The sequence below is a fragment of the Nonomuraea rosea genome, from assembly GCF_039539705.1.
In the GTDB taxonomy this organism is placed as follows: Bacteria; Actinomycetota; Actinomycetes; order Streptosporangiales; family Streptosporangiaceae; genus Nonomuraea; species Nonomuraea rosea.
In genome coordinates this window covers 108,465-129,278 of sequence record NZ_BAABDQ010000029.1, presented here as the reverse complement: position 1 = coordinate 129,278, position 20,814 = coordinate 108,465, and the positions used below count along the sequence as shown (strand labels likewise).

The following is a 20,814-nucleotide window of genomic DNA, read 5'->3' as shown; positions in this document are numbered from 1 at the left end:
AGCCGCTGCCGCCCGACATGGTGCTGGGGTGCGTCCGCCAGCTGCTGGTGACCGGCATGGTGGCGCCCAGCGTGTTCATCGGGAACATGTTCGTGCACCTGAGCGGCGATCCCGCGCTCGCCGCGCTGCTTCGCGCGGACCCGTCCCGCATCCCGGCCGCGGTCGAGGAGTTCCTGCGGCTGTACGGGCCGTACCGGGGGATGGCCAGGACCGCGCGGGAGGACGTCGTGCTCGGCGGCCGGCTGATCAAGGCGGGGGAGCCCATCGCGCTGGTGTACACCTCCGCCAACCGGGACGAACGCGTCTTCCCGGACGGGGAGACGTTCCAGCTCGACCGCCCGAACCTGACCAGGCACCTCGCCTTCGGCGGCGGCGTGCACACCTGCCCGGGCGCTCCGCTGGCCCGCATCATGCTGATCACCACGCTCGCGGAGGCGCTGGCGCGGACGTCGGCGTTCGAGGTGAGCGGCGAGACCAAGATGGCGAGCTGGGCCGAGTGGGGCACCAATTCCGTCCCCATGCGCTTCACGGCGGCGGCCCGATGACCATCCAGGACCCAGACCCCGCCCCTGATCTCGGCTCCGCCCCTGATCTCGGCTCCGGCCCAGGTTCCGGCTCCGCCCCTGATCTCGGCTCCGGCCCAGGTTCCGGCTCCGGCCCAGGTTCCGGCTTCGGCCCAGGTTCCGGCTCCGGCCCTGGCCCGGACTTCGGTGCAGGCTCCGGTCCCGGCTTCGGCCCAGGTTCGGGTCCCGATGCCGGACCCGACTTCGATCCCGACGAGGCCGGCTCCGTACAGGAGAGTCTTGAGATGTACGCCCGGCTGCGCGGCTCGGGCCCCGTGGCCCGCAGCGGCGGCTACGGCGGATTCTGGGCGCTGACCCGCCACGCCGACGTGGCCGCCGCGGCCGCGGACCCGGTCACCTTCATCTCCTCGGTACGCGCCGTCGTCCCGAGCGACCCCCGCGGCCTGCGCCGCCCGCCGCTCAACTACGACGCCCCCGCCCACACGCCCTACCGCCGGGCCCTGGACCGTACCCTCCAGCGGGCCAGGATCGCCCGCCTGGAGCCGCGGCTGCGCGAGCACGCCGCCCGCGAGCTGACCCCGCTCGTCGAGCGCGGCGGCGGCGACGTCGCCCAGGAGTTCGGCGCCCGGTTCCCCGCCTGGGTCACCACCGAATGGCTGAACCTCGACCCGGAGCTCGCCCCCGAGCTGGCCGGCACGGCCGCCCGCTGGGTGCGCGCCTGGCGGGCCCTCGACCGCGAGGTGGTCGACGAGACCAGCGAGCGCATGTACGGCATCGCCCGCGACCTGGTACGGGACCGCCGCGAGCGCCCGCGCCCCGTGGCGGAGGACCCGGCCAGCTCCCTGCTGGCCGAGCGCCCGGACGGGCGGCCGCTGGCAGAGGAGCACATCGTGGGCGCGCTGCGCCAGTGCCTCGTCGTGGGCCTGGTCGCGCCGCCCATCCTGCTCGGCTCCATCTGCGTGCACCTGTCGCGGCACCGGGAGCTGCAGTCGGAGCTGCGGGCGCGCCCCGAGCTGCTGCCGGCCGCGCTGGAGGAGCTCCTGCGCCTGTACGCGCCCTACCGCGGATTCGCCCGTACGGTCAGCAAGGAGATCGAGCTGCACGGGCGGCGCATCGCTCCCGGCGAGCCGGTGACCCTCGTCTACGCCTCGGCCAACCGGGACGAGGCGGTCTTCCCCGACCCCGACACGTTCGTCATGGGACGCCCCAACATCGCGGCGCACCTGGCCTTCGGGCGCGGCCGGCATGCCTGCGCCGGCATGCCGCTGGCCCGGCTGTCGATGCGCATCGCGCTGGAGGAGCTGCTCCGGCGCACCTCCGCGATCGAGGTCAGCGGCCCGGTCGAGAGCGCACGCATGCCCGAGCTCGGCGCGGTGTCCGTTCCCTTACGACTTCGGCCGGCCTGAGATATACGACGATTCGATTGCGTGCGTATGCGTAAGCGTTATACATATACTCCTAGCGTGACTGAGGGTGCATGGGCCGAGGCAGGCGACGTCGATCTCCCGCGCTTCCAGGTGGGCGCGCCCCCGCAGCATCTGATCACGACGCTGCTGGGCGACTACTGGATCAGCCGGCCCGAGCAGCTGCCGTCCGCGGCGCTGGTGCGGCTGGCCGAGGAGTTCGGCGTGTCCGCCGTCGCCGCCAGGGCCGCGCTCTCCCGCCTGGCGCGGCGCGAGCTGCTGGAGTCGTCCAAGGTGGGACGGCGCACCTACTACCGGCTGACCGACCAGGCCGCCGCTGTGCTGCTGAACGGGCGGCAGCGGATCATGTCCTTCGGCCTGGATCAGGGCGCCTGGGACGGCGCCTGGGTGGTGGCCGCGTTCTCGATCTCCGAGGAGCAGCGCGACCTGCGTCACGCCCTGCGCTCGCGGCTGCGCTGGCTCGGCTTCGCCCCGCTGTACGACGGGCTGTGGGTCTCTCCCACGGCGGACGCCGGCGACGCGGCGGCGGTCCTCGCCGAGCTGGAGGTGCCCACCTCCACGATCTTCCGCGCCCAGCCCCTCGACCTGGCGGGCATGCGCACCCCGCAGGAGGCGTGGGACTTCGACCAGCTCAGGCGTACCTATGAGGGCTTCGCCGCGCAATACTCGCCCCTGCTGGTCCGCGTCCGCAAGGGGGCGGTGAGCGCGTCCGAGGCCCTGGTGGCGCGGACGGGGATCATGGACACCTGGCGCACCTTCCCCAACCACGACCCCGACCTGCCCGCCGAGCTGCTGCCCGCCGACTGGCCGCGGAGCGCGGCCAGGGACGTGTTCGTGGAGATCTACGACACCCTGGGCCCGCTCGCCGAGTTCCGGGTCAAGCAGATCGTCGCCGAGTTCGATCCGAGCCTGGCCGAGCTGGTGGCGCACCACCGCACGAGCCTGATCCTCGCCCCCCGCTGAAACGCCGGCCGCGCCGCCCGCCCGGCGCGGCGCAGAAAGAGCGCAGGGACCGGCGCAGGGCCGGTGGGGTCCCCGGTGCGGGGCCCGGCCTGACGTCCTCCTGTCCGATCTTCTGACCTGCGCCCTGGCAGCGCCTTGCGTCGCGGGCCCTGTTTCCTTCTCCGCACGAGGACCCCTTGACAGACGTGCAGTCGTAGATGTGACATTAACGCGAACGATCGCAACGTCAGTTGCAGCCTGATCCGGGTCGCTGGAGGACCACCATGAGATTGCCCAGGATCACCATCGCGGCCACGGCGGCCCTGACCCTCGCCGGTGCCGCAGCCTGCGGCGGAAACAGCGGCGAGACGACGGGAACGACCGGCGGGACGGCCCTGTACGGACGCCTACCCGATGCCATCAAGGAGGCGGGCGTCATCAGATTCGCCGGGGATTCCCACCCTCCCTACCGGATCGTCGCCAACGATGGCAAGACCGTGACCGGGATCGACAAGGAAATACAGGACGCCCTCGGCAAGGCGCTGGGCGTCCGCACCGAGATCTCGATCGTCAACGGCCTGCCCGCCGCGCTGTCCGGCATGCTCGCCTCCCGCTACGACGCCTTCAACGGGCCGGTGAAGGACACCGCCGAGCGCGAGAAGCAGTTCGACGCCATCGTCTGGATGGTCAGCCGCACCTCCTACCTCATCCCCAAGGGCGGCTCCGCGGCCGTCAAGGACTCCGGCGACCTGTGCGGCAAGCGCGTCGCCGGCGCCGCGGGCAGCGTCGTCGAGGAGCAGGCCAAGCGCCTGAGCGACTGGTGCGCGAAGCAGGGCAGGCCCGCGCTCGCCTTCATCGGGCTCGCCGACACCAACGGCACGATCCTCGCCGCCAAGTCCGGCCGCGCCGACGCCGCCGGCATGACCGAGAGCGCCGCGATCGACGCGATGGCCAAGGAGAAGGACGCCTACACCTACGTGACGCAGACCGACGAGCAGGGCGCCGGGGTCGACCAGCTCGCCATGCTGGTGCCCAAGACCGGCGGCCTCGGCCCGGTCGTGCTGGAAGCGTTCAAGGAGATCTTCGCCAACGGCGAGTACAAGCGGATCGTCGACAAGTACGGCCTGCAGAACGTCGCCGTGGACCAGCCCGCGATGAACACTGCGACGAATACCGCGCCGACTACTGGGGCGGCGCAGTGAGTCTCCCCTCCCCGGCGATGGACGTGGCCACAGCCCGTCCCCGCGTGCGCCCGCTGCGCTGGCTGGCCGGAGCCGCGCTGCTCGTGCTCGCCGCCCAGCTCGTCTGGTTCCTCGTCACCAACCCGCGCCTCGAATGGCCGGTCGTCGCCGAATACCTGCTCGAACCGAACATCCTGGCCGGCCTCGGCATGTCCCTCCTACTCACCGTGATCGCCATGACGCTGGGCAGCGGGCTGGGCGTGCTGCTCGCGGGCGGCCGGCTCAGCGGGTTCAAGCCGGTCGTGTGGGCCTGCGGCGTCTACGTGGCGGTCTTCCGCGGCATCCCGCCGCTGGTCCAGCTCATCTTCTGGTTCAACCTGGGCTACCTGCTGCCGCGCATCTCGCTGGGCGTGCCCTTCGGGCCGACCTTCGCCTCATGGCCGACGAACGCCGTCATCAGCTCGCTGACCGCCGCGATCCTCGGGCTCACACTGCACGAGGCCGCGTACATGGCCGAGATCGTCCGGGCCGGCATCCTGGCCGTGGACGGCGGCCAGCGCGACGCGGCCCGCGCGATGGGCTTCACGCCCCGCCAGAGCTTCGTCAAGGTCGTGCTGCCGCAGGCCATGCGGGTGATCATCCCGCCCACCGGCAGCCAGTTCATCAGCCTGCTGAAGGGCACCTCGCTGGTCAGCGTGATCGCCATGGCCGACCTGCTCTACTCGGTGCAGGTGATCTACAACCGGACCTATCAGATCGTGCCGCTGCTCATCGTCGCCTGCGCCTGGTACCTGGCGGTGGTCACCGTCCTGTCCCTCGGCCAGCGGCGTCTGGAGCGGCACTTCGGAAAGGGGCAGCGGTGACCGCGGCACCGGTCCTGCGCGTCCACGACGTGCGCAAACGCTTCGGCGACCACGTGGCGCTGGACGGCGTGAGCCTGGAGGTGCGTGCGGGCGAGGTCGTCACCGTGATCGGCCCGTCCGGGTCCGGCAAGTCCACCCTCGTCCGCTGCGTCCACCAGCTCGAAGGCATCGACGGCGGCTCCATGTACCTCGACGGCGAGCTGCTCGGCTACGAGTTCCACCGCGGCCACCTGCGGCCGCTGCCGGACCGGCGGGCGGCCGCCCAGCGCGGCCGGATGGGCATGGTCTTCCAGCAGTTCAACCTGTTCGCCCACTGGAGTGTGCTGCGCAACCTCACCGAGGCGCAGGTCGCGGTGCACGGCCGCACGCCCGAGCAGGCGCGGGAGGAGGCGCTGCGGCTGCTGGAGCGCGTGGGACTCGCGGGCAAGGCGGAGGCGCACCCGCGGCAGCTCTCCGGCGGCCAGCAGCAGCGCGTCGCCATCGCCCGCGCCCTGGCCACCAACCCGCGGATCATGCTGTTCGACGAGCCGACCAGCGCGCTGGACCCCGAGCTGGTGGACGAGGTGCTGAGCGTCGTCCGCGACCTAGCGGCCGGCGGCATGACCATGATCATCGTGACGCACGAGATGAGCTTCGCCCGCGAGGTCGCCGACCGGTGCCTCTTCATGGAGCACGGCCGCGTCGTCGAGAGCGGCACCCCGCAGGAGATCTTCGACCGTCCCGCGTCGCCGCGCCTGCGGGCGTTCCTGTCGCGGTTCTCTCAGGAACGGGTACTGGAGGAGAACACCCCATGAGCGCGATCACCGTGATGTCCGTCGGCGACCTGGTCGTGGACGAGCCGGACCCGGCGTCGTTCTTCGCACCCGCCAAGGACACGCTGAGCCGCGGCGACGTCGTGATCGGGCACGTCGAGGTGCCGCACAGCACCTCGACCGCCCAGGTCAGCACCGACGTCCCCGCCCCGCCCGCCGACCCGGCCGCGCTGGCCGCGATCGCGGAGGCGGGCTTCCACGTCGTGACCCTCGCGGGCAACCACGTCTACGACGTCGGCGACCAGGGCGTGGCCGACACCATCAAGTACGCGGCCGAGGCCGGCCTGGCCACCGCCGGCGCGGGCGTGACCCTCGACGAGGCCCGCAGGCCCGCCGTGACCGAGCGCGGCGGGCTGCGCGTCGGCGTGCTCAGCTACAACTGCGTCGGCCCGCGCGAGTCCTGGGCCACCTCCCGCAAGCCCGGCTGCGCCCACATCAAGGTCCTCACCCACTACGAGCTCGACCACGCCAGCCCCGGCGGGCCGCCGGCCGTCTACACCTTCGCCGACCCGGCACACCTGGAGCGCATGGCCGCCGACGTCGAGGCGCTGGCCGCCGAGGCGGACGTGGTGCTGGTGTCGCTGCACAAGGGCGTCGGCCACACCCCGGCCGCGCTGGCCATGTACGAGAAGCCGGTCGCCCGCGCCGCGATCGACGCGGGCGCGCACGCCGTCTTCGCGCACCACGCGCACATCATGCGCGGCATCGAGATGTACCGCGGCCGGCCCATCTACCACGGCCTCGGCAACTTCGTCACCGTCACCCACGCCCTGACGCCCACCGCGGGCGACGCCGGCGAGCGGGCGCAATGGGCGCGCCGCCGCAAGGAGCTGTACGGGTTCGCCCCCGACCCGGCCATGCCGTTCTACCCCTTCCACCCCGAGAGCAGGAACACCGCCATCGCCGTCTGCCGCTTCGACCGCGACGGGCTGGTGTCGGCCGGGTTCGTGCCCTGCTGGATCGACGACGCGGGCCGGCCGGTGCCGCTGGGCGACGGCGAGGAAGGGCGGCGGGTCGCCGCGTACATCGAGGACATCTCCCGCAGGGCGGGACTGGGCACGGAGTTCGGCTGGGAGGGCGACGAGGTGGTGCTGCGTGGCTGAGGGACCTCTCACGGGACGCACGGTGATCGACCTGACGACCGCGCTGGCCGGGCCGTACGCGACCTTGCTGCTGGCCGGGCTCGGCGCCCGCGTCATCAAGGTGGAGAACCCGCTGACCGGCGGCGACAGCTCCCGCAACAACTCGCCGTACGTCGGCGCGGACGGGCTGACCACCGTACGGCGCGAACCGGACGACATGTCGGTGTCGATGCTGCTGCGCGGCCGCGGCAAACGCGGCGTCACCCTCAACCTCAAGCATCCGAAGGCCCGCGACCTCCTGGCCGGGCTGGTACGCGTGTCCGACGTCATGGTCGACAACTACAGCGCGGGCGTCACGGCCCGGCTCGGCATCGGCCACGACTGGGCCGAGGCGATCAACCCGCGCATCGTGTGCACCTCCATCAGCGGATTCGGGGCGCAGGGCGGGCCGGGCTCCGGCAAGGCGATGGACACGATCGTGCAGGCGCTCAGCGGCGTGATGATGACGGCGGGCGCGCCCGGCGAGCCTCCGGTGCGCTTCGGGCTGCCCGTGGGCGACCTGGTCGCGCCCCTCTACGCGGTGATCGGCACGCTCGCCGCCGTCATCCAGGCCGACGCCACCGGCCGCGGGCAGCACGTGGACGTGTCCATGCTGGGCGCGCTCACGTCGCTGGTCGCCTGCGAGCCGTTCGACGCCTACGAACGGCTCGGACTGCCCGCGCGCACCGGGACGACCGTGCCGCGGCTGGCGCCGTTCGGAACGTTCCCGGCCGCGGACGGCTGGTTCGCGCTGTGCGGGCCGACCGACGCCTTCGCCCAGGGCCTGTTCGCCGCCATGGAACGCCCGGAGCTGGCCGCTGACCCGCGCTTCGCCACCCGCGACGCCCGGGTGGCCGGAGCGGACGAGCTGCACGCGATGCTCGCGGCGTGGGCGGCGGATCGGCCGCTCGACGAGGTCCTGGGCCTGCTCGCCCGCCACGGGGTGCCCGCCGCCGAGGTCCGCGAGCCCGCCGCCGCCGTCCGCGACCCGCTCGTGCTGGACCGGGCCGAGGTCGTGCCGCTGGAGCACCCGCGCCACGGAGCCGCGGCCGGCCTGGTCGGCACGGGGGTGCCGATCCGCTTCTCGGCCGCCGCGGCCGCCTTGGACGAGCCGGCGCCCGGCCTGGGCGAGCACAACGGCGAGATCTACGGAGGGCTGCTCGGCTACTCCGACGACGAGCTGAAGGCGCTGTCCGAGGACGGGGTGATCTGACATGGTCCCCGCTCTGGCCGCGCTGGAGGAGGCGTACGCGCGGCTCCGCGCCCCCGCCGGGCAGGAAACCCAGCCCGGCGGCGGCGCCGACTATGGCAACGCGCCCAGCGGCGGCGACGTGCCCGGCGGGCCGCTGATCGGCTACGTCGGCGCCGATGTGCCCGTCGAGCTGCTGACCGCCGCCGGGTTCCGCCCGCTCCGCCTCACCGGCGACCCCGGCGTGCCCGCCACGCTCGGCGACCGCTACCTGGGCCGCGGCGTGGACCCGGCGGCGCGGTCGGTCCTCACCCGCCTCCTGACCGGGGCCTTCGGCGACCTCGGCCGGGTCGTGATCGGGCACGACTGCGAGGCGTCCCTGCGCCTCTTCTACGCCCTGCGCGAGCTGCGCCGCATCGAACCCGGCGCGGGCGTGCCGGAGGCGTACCTGGTGGGCGTCCTGCACCTGCCGCATCGCAGCACCGCCCGCTACAACCGCCGCAGGATCGGCGAGTTCGCCGCCCGGCTGGCCGTGTGGAGCGGCCGCCCGCTCGACGTCGCCGCCGCGGTGCGCGCGCACGACGAGCGCCGCCGCCTGCTGGCGGCCGTGGCGGAGCTGCGCAGGGCCGTGCCCGCCAGGCTGACCGGCCGCGAGTTCCTCGCCGCCGCCAACGCCGCACTCCCCGTCGCCGAGCACACCGCCCTGCTCGGCGAGCTGCTGGCCCAGGCCGGCCGCCTGCCGGAGCACCGCGGGCGGCGGGTCTTCCTCAGCGGCTCCGACCACGACACGCCCCACGTCTACGGGGCGATCGAAGCGGACGGGCACGTCATCGTCGGGGAGGACCACTCCTTCGGCGACCCCCAGGCCGAGCGTCGCGTCGGCGCGGGCGGCCTTGACTCCCAGGCCGAGCACGGCGTCGGCGCGGGCGGGCTCGACCCCCAGGCCGAGCACGGCGTCGGCGCGGGCGGCCTCGACGTGATCGCCGAGCACTACCACGAGTCGGGCCCGGCCGCCCAGCGCGCTACGGCCGCCGAGCGCGCCGCCCACGCGGCCATGGCGGTGCGCCGCTGCCGGGCCGAGCTGTTCGTCTCCTACGCCAGGACCGGCGACGACGCCCCCGCCTGGGACTTCCCGGCGCAGCGGGCCGCGCTCGACATACCGGCCGTGCTGCTGGACCGGCAGGACTACGGGCGCGCCGACCTGGCCGCCCTGCGGAAGGAGGAAACATGCGCCGGGTGAACACGCTGGCCACGGCCGCCGAGGCGGGCAGGCACCAGCGCGAGTGGTTCGCCGGACTGCGTGAGCGGGTGGCCGCGGGCGAGCCGCTGGCCGTCGTCAACGCCGACGTGCCGCACGAGATCTTCCGCGCCATGGACATCCCGTACGTGGTCAGCCAGTGGTGGGCCTCCGTGGTGGCCGCCAAGCAGCGCTCCGGCCACTACCTGGAGCTGCTGCGGCGGCGCGGCTACCCCGACTACTCCGAGCAGTACAACGCGGTCACGCTCGGCTCGGCGTTCGACCCCGACCCGGACGACGGCCCGTGGGGCGGCCTGCCGAAGCCGAGCATCGTGGTCGGCGACGCCTCCGGCGACGTCACCCGCAAGATCTTCGACATCTGGGGCCGCGAGCCCGGCGTCACCTTCTACCCGCTGGAGAGCGCCGCCGAGAACGAGGTGCCGGCCAACTGGTGGGAGCTCATGCCGCACCGCTGGGAGGAGGCCGTCGGCCCGGCCCGGCTCGACCTGCTCACCGCCGAGCTGGAGAGCCTCGTCAGGTTCCTGGAGACCACCACCGGCAGGCAGCTCCGCGAGTCCCGCTTCCGCGAGGTGCTGGCCCTGGTCAACGAGCAGGAGGAGTGGAACAGGAAGACGCGCGACCTGATCGCCCGCACCCGGCCCGCCCCGATCTCCGTCGCCGACGGCATCCCCAGCGTCATGCTGCCGCAGTGGCACCGCGGCACGGAATGGGCCCGCGACGCCGCCCGCCGCTTCTACGAGGAGGTCCGCGAGCGGGTGGACGCGGGGCAGGCGGCCTGCCCCGGTGAGCGCGCCCGGCTGATGTGGATCGGCCGCGGCCTCTGGTACGACATGGGCTTCTACCAGCGCTTCCAGGACGAGTACGGCGCCGTCTTCGTCTGGTCGATGTATCTGGCCATCGCCGCCGACGGCTACATCCGCTACGGCGACGACCCCATGCGGGCCCTGGCCGCCCGCTTCGCGGCCTTCACCGACCAGCTCTACACTCCGCCCTGGTCCAGCGAGTGGTACGTCAAGGAGGGCCGCCTGCACGGCATCGACGGCGTGGTCCACCTGGTGTCCGACGACCCGCGCGGCAGCTACTTCACCGCGCGGGCGCTGGAGTCGGCCGGGATCCCGGTCATCGAGATCGAGGCCGACAACGTCGACACCCGCACCTACGACGGCGACGGGGTCGCCGGGCGGATCGGCCGCTGGCTGGAGGACACCGTCCTCACGCGGGCAGCACGAGCAGCCGGTCCTGGGCCACGCTGAGCCACACGTCGTCGCCGCCGGCGTCCGAGCCGTCCGACCACAGCCGGCAGGCGACGTCCCCGGCGTCGAGGTGGTGCTCGATGTGCGGCCCGGCGAACATGGAGATCCTGCGCCGGGCGCGCCACCGGTTGGGGCACTCCGGCTCGCGTTCGCTCATCCGGCCGTGCTCCGGCCGCCAGATCGCCACTCCGGCCGCGCCCTCGGCCAGGCCGGGCCCGGCGATCCCGGTCAGCGGCCCGTACGGGGTACGCAGCACGGCCCGGTCGCCGTCCGCCTCCGCCACCTCGCCGGCGATCTCGTTGGCGATGCCGACGAAGCCGGCGACGTACCGGGTGGCGGGCCGGTCGTAGATCTCGCGGGGCGGGCCGAGCTGCTCCACCCGGCCGGCCCGCATGACCGCGATGCGGGTGGCCAGCTCCATCGCCTCGGTCTGGTCGTGGGTGACGTACACGGCGGCGAAGCCGATCCTGCGCTGCATGGCCAGCAGCTCGACCCGCAGCCGCTCGCGGACCTTGGCGTCCACGTTGGACAGCGGCTCGTCGAACAGGATCAGCCCGTCCCCGGCCACCAGCGCCCTGGCCAGCGCCACCCGCTGCTGCTGGCCGCCGCTCATCTCGCCGGGGTACTGCCGGGCCAGCTCGGCGATGCCGACCAGGGCCAGCGCCTGCCCGACGCGGGAGGCGACCTCGTCCTTCGGGATCCGGCCGCCGCGCCGGCCGCGCAGCGGGTACGCCACGTTGTCGAACACGGACATGTGCGGCCACAGCGCGTACGACTGGAACATCATGCTCAGGCCGCGCCGCTCGGGCGGCAGGTCCAGGCCGCGCGCCGCGTCGAAGACGGCCCGGCCGGCGATCTCCACCAGCCCCTCGTCGGGCGGCTCCAGGCCCGCGATCGAGCGCAGCAGCGTCGTCTTGCCGCAGCCGCTCGGGCCCAGCAGCACGAGGATCTCGGCCGGGGCCACCTCCAGGGACACGCCGTCCACGGCCGCGGCGAGGCTGCCGTCGGCCCGGCGGAAGTTCTTGCGCACGCCGTCGAGCCGGACGACGGGCGTCGTGGCGGCCCGCCCGGGAACGGTCTCTACGTCCATCGCTTGCATGTGGGGACCTCAGAAGGGGGTTCGGGAGAGCGGGGAGGCGCCGCGCCGTCGCGCGTACCAGGTGATGGGGAGGACCACCAGTGAGGTGGCCAGCGTGAGCAGGACGGAGATGGCGCCGAGCATGCCGTAGTCGCCGTTGGCGAACACCTCGAGGAGGCGGAAGCCGACCACCTCGTTGCCGGTGCCGGCCAGGATCGCCGAGGCGCTGATGTCCCCGGCGATGGTGACGAACAGCAGCGCCCACCCGGCCAGCAGGCCCGGCGCCATCAGCGGCAGCGTGATCCGGCGGAAGGTGCGGGCCTGCCCGGCGCCGCTGATCCGGGAGGCGTCGGTGAGCTCGGCCGGGACCTGGCCGGCCGCGGCGTCGGAGGCGGTGGTGGCCTGCGGCATGTGCAGCGACACGTACGCCAGCACCAGGATCCACAGCGTGCCGCCCAGGTGGAACGGCGCGCCGCTGAACGCCAGCACGAACCCGACCGCGATGACCAGGTGCGACAACGTCGGCGGAAACTTGATCGCGGCGTCCACCAGCATCCCGGTGCCCCGCCCCGACCTCCTGACCAGCACCGACACCATGGCCGCGGCCAGCACGCCGATCGTCGCGCACACCGCGCCCAGCACGAGGCTGTTGACCAGCGCCTCCTGGGTGGCCGTGTCGGTCAGCGTGCGGGTGACGGCGTCGAGGTTCAGCCGCGACCAGTTCACGGCGCCGCTCCAGAAGCCGGTCAGCGACACCAGCACCAGGCCGCCGAGCGGCAGCACCGAGGTCAGCGCCAGGTACGCGACGATCGCCGCGCGTACGGGCCCGCGCCACCGGCCCAGCCGCATCGGGCGCGGCCTGGCGCCCTTGCCGCCCAGCCCCGCGGTGCGGGTGCTGCGCAGCAGCCGGGTCTGGGCGTACCAGACGAGGGTGACGACCAGCATGACGACGAGGTTGAGGCTCACCGCCACGCCGGTCTCCGGCGGGTAGGTGAACGACAGCAGCTGCACCACCCGCACCGACAGGATGTCGAGATGGGCCTGCGGCGCGAGGATCGCCGGGATCGAGAACAGGCCGAACCCGGTCCACACCATCAGCAGCGCCGCCGCGCCCAGGCTCGGCCGCACCGCGGGCAGCGAGATCCGGCGCAGGGTGCGGAACGGGCCGGCGCCGCTCACCCGTGACTGCTCCTCCATGGCGGCGTCGGTGTTGCGCAGACCCGCTGAGACGATCATGAAGACGTACGGGACCTGGTAGATCGTGTAGACGAAGATCAGGCCGTACCAGGAGTGGATGTCGATGGGCCCCCGCGTGCCGTCGATGCCGAGCAGCGGCCGCAGGAGCTGGTTGAGATAGCCCGAGCGCTCCGAGCCGAGCAGCGACCAGCCGATCGCGCCCGCGATCGGCGGCAGCAGGAACGGCACCAGCGGCACCACGTCGGTGAGCAGCCCCATGCGGGCGTCGGTGCGCTCGTTCACCCAGGCGAGGGCCGAGCCGATCACCATCGCGGCGGCCCCGCTCCCGCCGACGACGACCGCCGTGTGCCAGAGCAGGGTGGCCAGGTCCGGCTGGGCGAGGGTGTCCAGGATCGGCGTCAGGTCGATCCGGCCGCCGGTGAAGAACGGCCGGATCACCACGAGGGCGAGGGGGTAGCCGGCCAGCGCGCCCAGCGCGAGCGCCATCAGCGTCCCGGCGGCCTGGAAGGGGGTGAGCCCGCGCAGCCGAGCGATCACGTGAGCCCCAGCAGGGCGGTGACGCGCTCGGCGGGCGTCCCGGACAGCTCGCGGTTGAAGGTGTAGCGGGCCGGCAGCGTGGCGGGGTCGAGCGGTGAGCCGGAGCCGGGGACCGCGTTGAGCTTCTTGTTGCCCTCGGCGCTCATCAGATAGTGGACGAACAGCCGCGCCGCATGGGGGTGGGCGGCCTTGGCGGCCAGACCGGGCACGATCTCCGGACCGGTCGAGGCGGGCGGCTGCACGTAGCCGACGGGCGCGCCCTTGCCCTTGAGGTCGTCGGCGATGGACTGCACGGCGGGCATGACGACGGCCGCCTCGCCCGCCGCGAGCTGCTGCGTCGCCGGGGCGGCGCCGGAGGCGACCACCGGGTTCTGTGCCTTGAGCTTGGTGAGGTACTCCTCGCCGTGCTCCTTGATGATGAGCTTCCAGAACGGCGTGTACGCGGCCGACGTCCGCGGATCCACCAGGATGATCTTGCCCTTCCACTTCGGGTCGAGGAGGTCCGGCCAGTCCTTGATCGCGTCGCCGCCCTGCTGGGTGTTCACCGCGATGCCGGTCGGCTGGATCTGGACCACCGCGGTCCCGGCGTCGGGCAGCAGGTACTTGTCCGGGAAGCCGCCGGGGTAGTCCGGGATGTCCGCGTCGGCGAGCTTGACCGTCCAGCCCTTCTCCAGGGCCTGCGGCACGAACGGCGTGTAGGAGCCCACGAACAGGTCGGCGGCCGGCTTGCCGCCCTCGGCCTCGGCGGCGAAGCGCTGGGCCAGGTCGCTGGAGGTCAGCCGGATGAACTTGACCTTGATGCCGTACGTCTTGGCGAAGTCGTCGGAGACGGCCTTGGCGATGTTCTCCGCCGGGACGCTGTACCAGACCAGCTCGCCCTCCTTCTGGGCCGCCTCGATCAGCGTGCGCAGGGCGGGGGAGGCGCCGGCGGGGACGTCGGCGGGACCGCCCCCCGTCCCGCCGGAACCGCACCCGGAGGCGAGAAGCCCGGATACGAGGAGCAGGGCGGTGTATCTGGCGGCGGCGGTCAGTCGATGTGGCACGGGGCACCCCAAGAGAGTTCTGGGAGACGGCGGCCCTGATCGAAGAGGCGGGCCGCGCCCGGAGGAATTTTCCTATGTGTAACACAAAGACCAGCGACCGTAAATAGATATGCCGTATGAACGGGTCACCCTCGGGCGGTGGGTGAGGGCGGTCGCGAGAACGGTGGACGGACGACCGCGACGGGACCGTCTAGCACGCGGCGCCCTGTCGGGAACCAGGAGCCGAGTGCCTGTGATAATCGGGCTAGCCGTATTGATCGTCAAGATAAATGTTGCTTATTGTGGGGGAGAGCTCTGGCCGACTCGGCCAAGCTCGGTGTATATCCGCAGCTGAGGCCGTAGATTCGCCTTCCGAGGGGGACAACACGGATCCGATGGGTGGGACATCTGTTGATGATCAATCTCGCGACCGTCATGGGTCCTCACCTGCGTTCCACTCGTCTGTCGCCGCCAGGAACGCCATCCCTCCGGGCGCCCCTGGCCCGCTCGCGGTGTTCGGGCCGCCGACGTGCGACGGCGAACGAGGTGCGCGGGCGGGAGGTCGGCGCCGGGCGCCGGGAAGCCGGAGGTGGCCGGACCGCTCAATGTGAGGCATACCTTTGACGACAGAAACAGAACTGTCATATGTTCGCCGTGTTCCCAACTGCAGGACGAGGTGTCGCTGATGGATTTGTCGGGCAAGGTAGCCGTCGTCACCGGCGCGGGCCGGGGTCTCGGGCGGGCGTACGCCGAGGCGCTGGCCGCCGCGGGCGCCGCCGTGGTGGTCAACGACGTGGACGGCGAGGCCGCGGAGAGCACGGCGGGCGCGATCCGCGACGCGGGCGGCCGGGCGGTGGCCGCGCCGGGAGCCGTCGGCGGCACGGAGGTCGCCGAGCGGCTGGTGTCCGCGGCGGTCGGAGAGTTCGGGCGGCTGGACGTGATGGTGACCAACGCGGGCGTGCTGCGCGACCGGGTGCTGTGGAAGATGTCCGACGACGACTTCGACACGGTCGTCGGCGTCCACCTGCGGGGCACGTTCACCTGCGGCCGCGCCGCCGCCGTACGGATGCGCGAACAGGGCGGCGGCGGCCGGATCATCCTGATCTCCTCGCCCGCCGGGCAGCGCGGCAACTTCGGCCAGACCAACTACGCCGCCGCCAAGGCCGGCATCGTGGCCATGGCCCGCACCTGGGCCATGGAGCTGGCCAGGGCGGGCATCACGGTCAACGCGGTCGTCCCGGTGGCCGCCACGGAGATGACCAAGACCATCCCCGCCTTCGCCCCCGTGCTGGCGGAGGCCGAGCGCACCGGCGCGCCGCTGCCGGACTGGCTGCGCAAGGACGAGGGCATGGGCACGGTCGAGGACGTGGCCGGGCTGATCGTCTACCTGGCCTCCGACGCCTCGGCCGGCGTGACCGGCCAGGCGGTCGGCATCGGCGGCGACAAGCTCGCCCTGTGGTCGCACCCCGCCGAGAAGAGCGCCGTCTACGCCGGCGGCGGTTGGAGCGCCGACGCCATCGCGGCCGTCTGGGACACCTTCGAGCCGGAGACCTACGGCATCCCCGCACCGAAGGCGCCGGTCGCATGAACGTCGGCGAGCTGACCGCCATCGACGTGCACACCCATGCCGAGATCTCCAAGGACGGCCACACCTCGCTGGCCCCCGAGCTGTTCGGCGCCTCGGCCGGCTACTTCGGCTCCCACGACAAGCCCACCATCGACCAGATGGCGGACTACTACCGCGAGCGCAAGATGGCCGCCGTGGTGTTCACCGTGGACGCCGAGCACGCCACCGGCCACCCGCGCATCTCCAACGAGGAGATCGCCGAGAGCTGCGCCCGGCATCCCGATGCGCTCATCCCGTTCGCCAGCGTGGACCCGTGGAAGGGCCGCGCCGGCGCCCGCGAGGCCCGCCGCCTCGTCGAGGAGCACGGCGTGCGCGGGTTCAAGTTCCACCCCAGCATCCAGGGCTTCGCCCCGGACGACCCCCTCGCCTACCCGCTGTACGAGGTGATCGAGGAGCTGGGCGCGGTCGCGCTGTTCCACACCGGCCAGACCGGCATCGGCGCGGGCGTGCCGGGCGGGGCCGGGATCCGGCTGAAGTACTCCAACCCGATGCTCGTCGACGACGTCGCCGTGGACTTCCCCCACCTGAAGATCATCCTGGCGCATCCGTCCTTCCCCTGGCAGGACGAGGCCCTGGCCGTCGCCACCCACAAGCCGTCGGTGTACATCGACCTGTCCGGCTGGTCGCCGAAATACTTCCCGCCCCAGCTCGTCCGCTACGCCAACACGCTGCTGAAGGACAAGGTCCTGTTCGGCTCCGACTACCCCGTGATCACCCCGGACCGGTGGCTGGCCGACTTCGCCAAGCTCGACATCAAACCCGAGGTCCGCCCCAAGATCCTCAAGGACAACGCCGCCCGCCTGCTCGGCCTCGCCCCGACCCCCACCTCGACGGAGGACCCACGATGACCACCACCGCGAACGGCCTGGCGGAGATCAAGGCCCTGGCCGGCCGCGACCTCGGCCGCACCGGCTGGCTGGAGATCACCCAGGATCGGGTGAACACCTTCGCCGACGCCACGAACGACCACCAGTGGATCCACGTCGACCCCGTCAGGGCCGAGGCCGGTCCCTTCGGCGGCGCCATCGCCCACGGCTACCTCACCCTGTCCCTGCTCATCCCCCTGTTCGGCGAGCTGCTCGACATCCAGGGCGTGCGCATGAGCATCAACTACGGCCTGGACAAGGTCCGCTTCCCCAGCCCCGTCAAGGTCGGCGGCAAGGTCCGGCTGGCCGGCCGGGTCGCCGAGGTCGAGGACGTGCCCGGCGACGGCGTCCAGATGCACCTCGACTTCACCGTCGAGATCGACGGCTCCGCCAAGCCCGCCTGCGCCGCCCGCGCCATCTACCGCCACTACGCCTGACCTCCTCCAGGAACGCGACGAACGGAACCCCCATGTCCCTTCCGTCGAACCCCGTCCGGTCGCGCCCCGCCGCGTCGCCGCAGTCCTGCGGGAGCCCGGATGCGTAACGCCGGACTGGGCGGCTGGCCGGCCCGCCGGGCCCTGATGAGCCCCGATCGGACGGCGTTCGTCTTCGGCGACCAGGCGATCACCTACGCGCAGGCGTACGAGCGGACCACGGGGCTCGCCCATCGCCTGCGCGCGGCCGGGGTCGGGCCCGGTGACCGGGTCGCCTACCTCGGTCCCAACCACCTGGCCTTCGCCGAGACCATGTTCGCCGTCCACCTGCTCGGCGCGATCTTCGTCCCGCTGAACTTCCGGCTGGCCGCGCCCGAGCTCGCGTACATGATCGACCACTCGGGCGCGGGCGTGCTCGTGCACGCGCCCGAGCACGCCGCCGCCGTCGCGAGCCTGCCCGTCACCCGCATCGCCGCCGACGCACCGCACACGTCCGGCGAAGGGGCGGAACCGATCGACGTGCCGGTGACCCTCGACGACCCGGCCCTGATCCTCTACACCTCCGGCACCACCGGCCGCCCCAAGGGTGCCGTGCTCACCCACGGCAACCTGGTGTGGAACACCTTCAACCTGCTCGCCAACGTGGACGTCACCAGCGAGGAGGTCACCCTGGTCAGCGCCCCGCTCTTCCACGTCGCCGCGCTCAACCAGACGCTGCTGCCGACCTTCCTCAAGGGCGGCCGCTCGGTCATCATGCCCTCCTGGGACGTGGAGCGCTGCTACGACCTCATCACCGGGCATCGCGTGACCTGGATGTTCGGGGTCACCACGATGTTCGCCGGGTTCGCCCGCTCACCCCGCTGGCCCGGAGCGGACCTGTCGTCGCTGCGGCTGCTGATGGCCGGCGGCGCACCCGTCCCGCCCTGGCTGATCCGCGCGTACCAGGAACGCGGGCTGACGTTCTCCCAGGGCTACGGCATGACCGAGACCGCGCCCGGCGCCACCTTCCTGGAGCCTGCGATGAGCGCGCGCAAGGCCGGGTCCGCCGGCGTGCCCGTCTTCTTCTCCCGGGTCCGCGTCGCCCGCCCCGACCTCACGGACGCCGCGCCGGGCGAGCCCGGCGAGGTGCTGATCCACGGTCCCAACGTCACGCCCGGCTACTGGAACGACCCCGCCGCCACGCGGGCGGCCTTCGGCGCCGGCGGCTGGTTCCGCTCCGGCGACATCGGCGCCTTCGACGCCGACGGCCACCTGCACATCATGGACAGGGCCAAGGACATGTACATCTCCGGTGGCGAGAACGTCTACCCGGCCGAGGTCGAGGCGGTGCTGACCGAGCACCCGGCCGTCGCCGAGGCCGCCGTCATCGGCGTCCCCGACGACACGTGGGGCGAGGTCGGCCGCGCCATCGTCGTCCTCGTGCCCGGTGCCACCGCCGGCGCCGGCGAGCTCGTGGCGTTCCTGCGTGAGCGTCTGGCGGCGTACAAGGTCCCCCGTTCCTTCGTCTGGGCCGGCGAACTGCCGCGCACGTCCTCCGGCAAGATCGTCAAACCCGAACTGCGCGCGGCCTACGCCGACGGCCGGGAACCCGGCTGAGCGCCGGGTCGCCGATCTCCCGTCCGCTTCGCACAAGCGACGGAGCGTCCGGTCTCCCCGGGGAGGCCGGACGCGTGGGTCTCGTCGCGGGGCCTACTTCGCCCTGGAGGTCAGCTCGTCGGCGACGTGGCGGGCCATGGCGGTGTAGCCGGCGTCGTTGGGTGCAGGTGGTCGCCGCTGTCGTAGGCGGGGTTGAGCACGTCGGCGTCGCCGGGGGCGGCCATGGCGCGGTCGAGGTCCACCACCGCGTCGTACTCGCCGGAGCTGCGGATCCACCGGTTGACGGCGTCGCTGACGTTCCATCAAGGGTGGATGGCAGGCACGATGCGCCAGTCACGCTGGAACACGAGGTTGTGCAGATCGGCGGCGGCGATGGCCCGCAGGACGGGAACGAGCTCCGCCGCCTGCCGCGCGTCCGTGACGTTGAGCGGCCACTCGCCGACGGTGGCGCCCCGCAGGTGCGGGTGGTGGAATCCGGCGCCGTAGTGGGCGGTCAGGGTGATCGGCGCGATGCCCGCCGCCCGCTGCGCCGGCCACGACAGCGACCAGGTGGCGAAGCTGCCCCCGGTGGCGTCGGCGCGCAGGCCGGTGGCCTCGATGGCGCCGGCGCCCAGGAGCAGGTGCCGGTCGAACTCGGCCAGCACCTGCCGCGCGGGCGCGTCGAGGAGGCCGGCGACCTGCCGGAAGGCGCTCTCCTTGCCCTGGCGGGTGGTGTGCCCGGCGTGGGTGCCGTCGCGCAGGTCGGCGAAGTGGCGGACGAGAGCATCGAGCGGGGCAGGGGGAACGTTCGTGGTCATCGCGAGTCCTTTCGCTGGTCGGACGGGGCGATCCTGCGCAGAGCCCCGGCGAGCTGGTGAAGAAGGGGACGGTCCGGGCGCAGCACGTCCCCGTGGACGGCGCCCGGCGGGCGGAGGAGCCGTACCGGCACGCCGTCCTCGCGCAGCCGGCGCGCGTACGCCTCGACGTCGTCGTGCACGGGGTCGTCGCGGCCGACGGCGAGGACGGCCGGGGCGACCCCCGCCAGGGTGGGCGCCTCCCAGGGCGTCGCGTACAGGCGGGTGCCGTCGGCGTCGTGGACGGCGGTCACGCCGTCGCCGCGCCAGGCGCGCCACGCCCGGCGCAGCGCCGCCGCCTGCGGGAACGCGGAGGGCGAGCGGTGGTAGGACGGGCTGCCGCAGCCGGGGTCGAACGGCGGGTAGGCCAGCACCTGCGCGGCCAGCGGCAGTCTGCGGTCCCGGGCGGCCAGGGCGGCGCCGGCGGCGAGTGTGCCGCCGGCGCTGTCGCCGCCCACCGCGAGCGGGCTTCCGGCCGCCTCGCCGTGGGCCCAGGTGAGGGCCGTGAGGACATCCTGTACGGCGCTGGGGTGGCGGTGACGCGGCGCGAGCCGGTAGTCCACGCTGATCACCGTCCATCCGGAGCGAGTGGCCAGGGCCGCGGTGGCGTCGTGCCATTCGGCGGCCGAGCCGCGCTGCCAGCTGCCGCCGTGCGCCCAGACCAGTACCCCGTCGGGACGGCGGCCCTCCGGCAGATAGACCCGGGCGGGCACGGGAGGCACGCCGGGAAGGACGAGCCCTGACCATGCCCGGGCCGGCGGGGGAGGCGTGCCGGGAAGGACGAGCCCCGGCCATGACGGTGCCCGGCGCCGGCCGGTGGTGGTTGCGGGTCGCATCGCCGTGCTCACAGCTGACGCAGAGCGCCGCCGTCGAGGGCCCACTCCGCTCCGGTGACCTGCGCGGCCAGGGGTGACAGCATCTGGGCGGTGGCCAGGCCGATGCCGCTGGTCGCGCCGGTCACGAGAATCACCGTGCCGGTGAATTGAAGGTCCATGGTGTGCTCCGTGAAACAGTGCGGGTCGGTCGGAAGTGGGCGGGGCCGGCGGGGAGTGGGTGC

General features: G+C 73.0%; 21 protein-coding genes. 14 read left to right on the top strand and 7 right to left on the bottom strand.

The window, feature by feature from the left end; all coding sequences use genetic code 11:
* Positions 1 to 17: 17 nt before the first annotated feature.
* From ABEA43_RS45855 to ABEA43_RS45810, 10 genes are all read left to right on the top strand, one after another.
* On the top strand, positions 18 to 545 hold the full coding sequence (locus ABEA43_RS45855; protein WP_345572364.1) for a cytochrome P450: 528 nt from the start codon (positions 18 to 20) through the stop codon (positions 543 to 545).
* Positions 542 to 1,930, top strand: a complete 1,389-nt coding sequence (locus tag ABEA43_RS45850) for a cytochrome P450 (RefSeq protein WP_345572363.1) — start codon at positions 542 to 544, stop codon at positions 1,928 to 1,930. Before ABEA43_RS45855 ends, ABEA43_RS45850 begins: the two co-directional genes overlap by 4 nt.
* Before the next feature lie 57 nt (positions 1,931 to 1,987).
* Complete coding sequence (locus tag ABEA43_RS45845) at positions 1,988 to 2,911, top strand: PaaX family transcriptional regulator (protein WP_345572362.1); 924 nt, start codon at positions 1,988 to 1,990, stop codon at positions 2,909 to 2,911.
* 263 nt (positions 2,912 to 3,174) lie between these two features.
* On the top strand, positions 3,175 to 4,092 hold the full coding sequence (locus ABEA43_RS45840) for a transporter substrate-binding domain-containing protein (RefSeq protein ID WP_345572361.1): 918 nt from the start codon (positions 3,175 to 3,177) through the stop codon (positions 4,090 to 4,092).
* Between the two features lie 17 nt (positions 4,093 to 4,109).
* Positions 4,110 to 4,934, top strand: a complete 825-nt coding sequence (locus ABEA43_RS45835) for an amino acid ABC transporter permease (RefSeq protein ID WP_345572360.1) — start codon at positions 4,110 to 4,112, stop codon at positions 4,932 to 4,934.
* Positions 4,931 to 5,728: an amino acid ABC transporter ATP-binding protein gene (locus tag ABEA43_RS45830; RefSeq protein ID WP_345572359.1), complete on the top strand. Its 798-nt coding sequence runs from the start codon at positions 4,931 to 4,933 to the stop codon at positions 5,726 to 5,728. The genes ABEA43_RS45835 and ABEA43_RS45830 overlap by 4 nt, the downstream gene beginning before the upstream one ends.
* The gene (locus ABEA43_RS45825; protein ID WP_345572358.1) at positions 5,725 to 6,849 is read left to right on the top strand and encodes a CapA family protein; all 1,125 of its coding nucleotides are present in this window, start codon (positions 5,725 to 5,727) and stop codon (positions 6,847 to 6,849) included. Before ABEA43_RS45830 ends, ABEA43_RS45825 begins: the two co-directional genes overlap by 4 nt.
* The gene (locus tag ABEA43_RS45820; RefSeq protein WP_345572357.1) at positions 6,842 to 8,080 is read left to right on the top strand and encodes a CaiB/BaiF CoA transferase family protein; all 1,239 of its coding nucleotides are present in this window, start codon (positions 6,842 to 6,844) and stop codon (positions 8,078 to 8,080) included. Before ABEA43_RS45825 ends, ABEA43_RS45820 begins: the two co-directional genes overlap by 8 nt.
* A gap of 1 nt (position 8,081) precedes the next feature.
* Positions 8,082 to 9,296, top strand: a complete 1,215-nt coding sequence (locus ABEA43_RS45815) for a 2-hydroxyacyl-CoA dehydratase (protein WP_345572356.1) — start codon at positions 8,082 to 8,084, stop codon at positions 9,294 to 9,296.
* Positions 9,284 to 10,567 carry a 2-hydroxyacyl-CoA dehydratase gene (locus ABEA43_RS45810; RefSeq protein ID WP_345572355.1) on the top strand — a complete coding sequence of 428 codons (1,284 nt, stop codon included), beginning with the start codon at positions 9,284 to 9,286 and terminating at the stop codon, positions 10,565 to 10,567. The genes ABEA43_RS45815 and ABEA43_RS45810 overlap by 13 nt, the downstream gene beginning before the upstream one ends.
* Here the strand turns inward: ABEA43_RS45810 and ABEA43_RS45805 are convergent.
* From ABEA43_RS45805 to ABEA43_RS45795, 3 genes are read right to left on the bottom strand one after another with little or no spacing between them, the layout of a single operon-like run.
* A complete protein-coding gene (locus ABEA43_RS45805) occupies positions 10,527 to 11,657 on the bottom strand; it encodes an ABC transporter ATP-binding protein (RefSeq protein WP_345572354.1) in 1,131 nt (376 codons plus the stop codon). The two genes, ABEA43_RS45810 and ABEA43_RS45805, sit on opposite strands and share 41 nt — an antisense overlap.
* A gap of 18 nt (positions 11,658 to 11,675) precedes the next feature.
* Positions 11,676 to 13,379 (bottom strand): ABC transporter permease, encoded by a 1,704-nt coding sequence (locus ABEA43_RS45800; RefSeq protein ID WP_345572353.1) that lies wholly within the window; start codon positions 13,377 to 13,379, stop codon positions 11,676 to 11,678.
* The gene (locus ABEA43_RS45795) at positions 13,376 to 14,422 is read right to left on the bottom strand and encodes an ABC transporter substrate-binding protein (RefSeq protein ID WP_345572352.1); all 1,047 of its coding nucleotides are present in this window, start codon (positions 14,420 to 14,422) and stop codon (positions 13,376 to 13,378) included. The genes ABEA43_RS45800 and ABEA43_RS45795 overlap by 4 nt, the downstream gene beginning before the upstream one ends.
* Before the next feature lie 664 nt (positions 14,423 to 15,086).
* Between ABEA43_RS45795 and ABEA43_RS45790 the strand changes: the two genes are divergently transcribed.
* The 4 genes from ABEA43_RS45790 to ABEA43_RS45775 all read left to right on the top strand — a co-directional run bounded on the left by ABEA43_RS45790 (position 15,087) and on the right by ABEA43_RS45775 (position 18,924).
* On the top strand, positions 15,087 to 15,989 hold the full coding sequence (locus tag ABEA43_RS45790; RefSeq protein WP_345572351.1) for an SDR family oxidoreductase: 903 nt from the start codon (positions 15,087 to 15,089) through the stop codon (positions 15,987 to 15,989).
* Positions 15,986 to 16,876, top strand: a complete 891-nt coding sequence (locus ABEA43_RS45785) for an amidohydrolase family protein (protein ID WP_345572350.1) — start codon at positions 15,986 to 15,988, stop codon at positions 16,874 to 16,876. Before ABEA43_RS45790 ends, ABEA43_RS45785 begins: the two co-directional genes overlap by 4 nt.
* On the top strand, positions 16,873 to 17,331 hold the full coding sequence (locus ABEA43_RS45780; RefSeq protein ID WP_345572349.1) for a MaoC family dehydratase: 459 nt from the start codon (positions 16,873 to 16,875) through the stop codon (positions 17,329 to 17,331). The genes ABEA43_RS45785 and ABEA43_RS45780 overlap by 4 nt, the downstream gene beginning before the upstream one ends.
* A gap of 99 nt (positions 17,332 to 17,430) precedes the next feature.
* Entirely contained in the window at positions 17,431 to 18,924 is a 1,494-nt protein-coding gene (locus tag ABEA43_RS45775; RefSeq protein WP_345572348.1) for an acyl-CoA synthetase, read from the top strand.
* Between the two features lie 110 nt (positions 18,925 to 19,034).
* Here ABEA43_RS45775 and ABEA43_RS45770 read toward each other — a convergent pair whose 3' ends face one another.
* The 4 genes from ABEA43_RS45770 to ABEA43_RS45755 form a co-directional block, all read right to left on the bottom strand.
* Positions 19,035 to 19,166, bottom strand: a complete 132-nt coding sequence (locus ABEA43_RS45770; protein WP_345572347.1) for a hypothetical protein — start codon at positions 19,164 to 19,166, stop codon at positions 19,035 to 19,037.
* A gap of 60 nt (positions 19,167 to 19,226) precedes the next feature.
* Positions 19,227 to 19,721 carry a hypothetical protein gene (locus ABEA43_RS45765; RefSeq protein WP_345572346.1) on the bottom strand — a complete coding sequence of 165 codons (495 nt, stop codon included), beginning with the start codon at positions 19,719 to 19,721 and terminating at the stop codon, positions 19,227 to 19,229.
* Positions 19,718 to 20,479 (bottom strand): alpha/beta hydrolase, encoded by a 762-nt coding sequence (locus ABEA43_RS45760; RefSeq protein WP_345572345.1) that lies wholly within the window; start codon positions 20,477 to 20,479, stop codon positions 19,718 to 19,720. The genes ABEA43_RS45765 and ABEA43_RS45760 overlap by 4 nt, the downstream gene beginning before the upstream one ends.
* 122 nt (positions 20,480 to 20,601) lie before the next feature.
* Positions 20,602 to 20,751: a hypothetical protein gene (locus ABEA43_RS45755; protein ID WP_345572344.1), complete on the bottom strand. Its 150-nt coding sequence runs from the start codon at positions 20,749 to 20,751 to the stop codon at positions 20,602 to 20,604.
* Between the last annotated feature and the right edge of the window lie 63 nt (positions 20,752 to 20,814).

Excerpts from the sequence above, each read along its gene's own strand:
- ABEA43_RS45840 (WP_345572361.1), top strand. The coding sequence starts at position 3,175 with ATGAGATTGCCCAGGATCACCATCGCGGCCACGGCGGCCCTGACCCTC.
- ABEA43_RS45765 (WP_345572346.1), bottom strand. The coding sequence starts at position 19,721 with ATGACCACGAACGTTCCCCCTGCCCCGCTCGATGCTCTCGTCCGCCAC.
- ABEA43_RS45825 (WP_345572358.1), top strand. The coding sequence starts at position 5,725 with ATGAGCGCGATCACCGTGATGTCCGTCGGCGACCTGGTCGTGGACGAG.
- ABEA43_RS45775 (WP_345572348.1), top strand. The coding sequence starts at position 17,431 with ATGCGTAACGCCGGACTGGGCGGCTGGCCGGCCCGCCGGGCCCTGATG.
- ABEA43_RS45805 (WP_345572354.1), bottom strand. The coding sequence starts at position 11,657 with ATGGACGTAGAGACCGTTCCCGGGCGGGCCGCCACGACGCCCGTCGTC.
- ABEA43_RS45780 (WP_345572349.1), top strand. The coding sequence starts at position 16,873 with ATGACCACCACCGCGAACGGCCTGGCGGAGATCAAGGCCCTGGCCGGC.
- ABEA43_RS45755 (WP_345572344.1), bottom strand. The coding sequence starts at position 20,751 with ATGGACCTTCAATTCACCGGCACGGTGATTCTCGTGACCGGCGCGACC.
- ABEA43_RS45785 (WP_345572350.1), top strand. The coding sequence starts at position 15,986 with ATGAACGTCGGCGAGCTGACCGCCATCGACGTGCACACCCATGCCGAG.
- ABEA43_RS45850 (WP_345572363.1), top strand. The coding sequence starts at position 542 with ATGACCATCCAGGACCCAGACCCCGCCCCTGATCTCGGCTCCGCCCCT.
- ABEA43_RS45855 (WP_345572364.1), top strand. The coding sequence starts at position 18 with ATGGTGCTGGGGTGCGTCCGCCAGCTGCTGGTGACCGGCATGGTGGCG.
- ABEA43_RS45815 (WP_345572356.1), top strand. The coding sequence starts at position 8,082 with ATGGTCCCCGCTCTGGCCGCGCTGGAGGAGGCGTACGCGCGGCTCCGC.
- ABEA43_RS45810 (WP_345572355.1), top strand. The coding sequence starts at position 9,284 with ATGCGCCGGGTGAACACGCTGGCCACGGCCGCCGAGGCGGGCAGGCAC.
- ABEA43_RS45835 (WP_345572360.1), top strand. The coding sequence starts at position 4,110 with ATGGACGTGGCCACAGCCCGTCCCCGCGTGCGCCCGCTGCGCTGGCTG.
- ABEA43_RS45790 (WP_345572351.1), top strand. The coding sequence starts at position 15,087 with ATGGATTTGTCGGGCAAGGTAGCCGTCGTCACCGGCGCGGGCCGGGGT.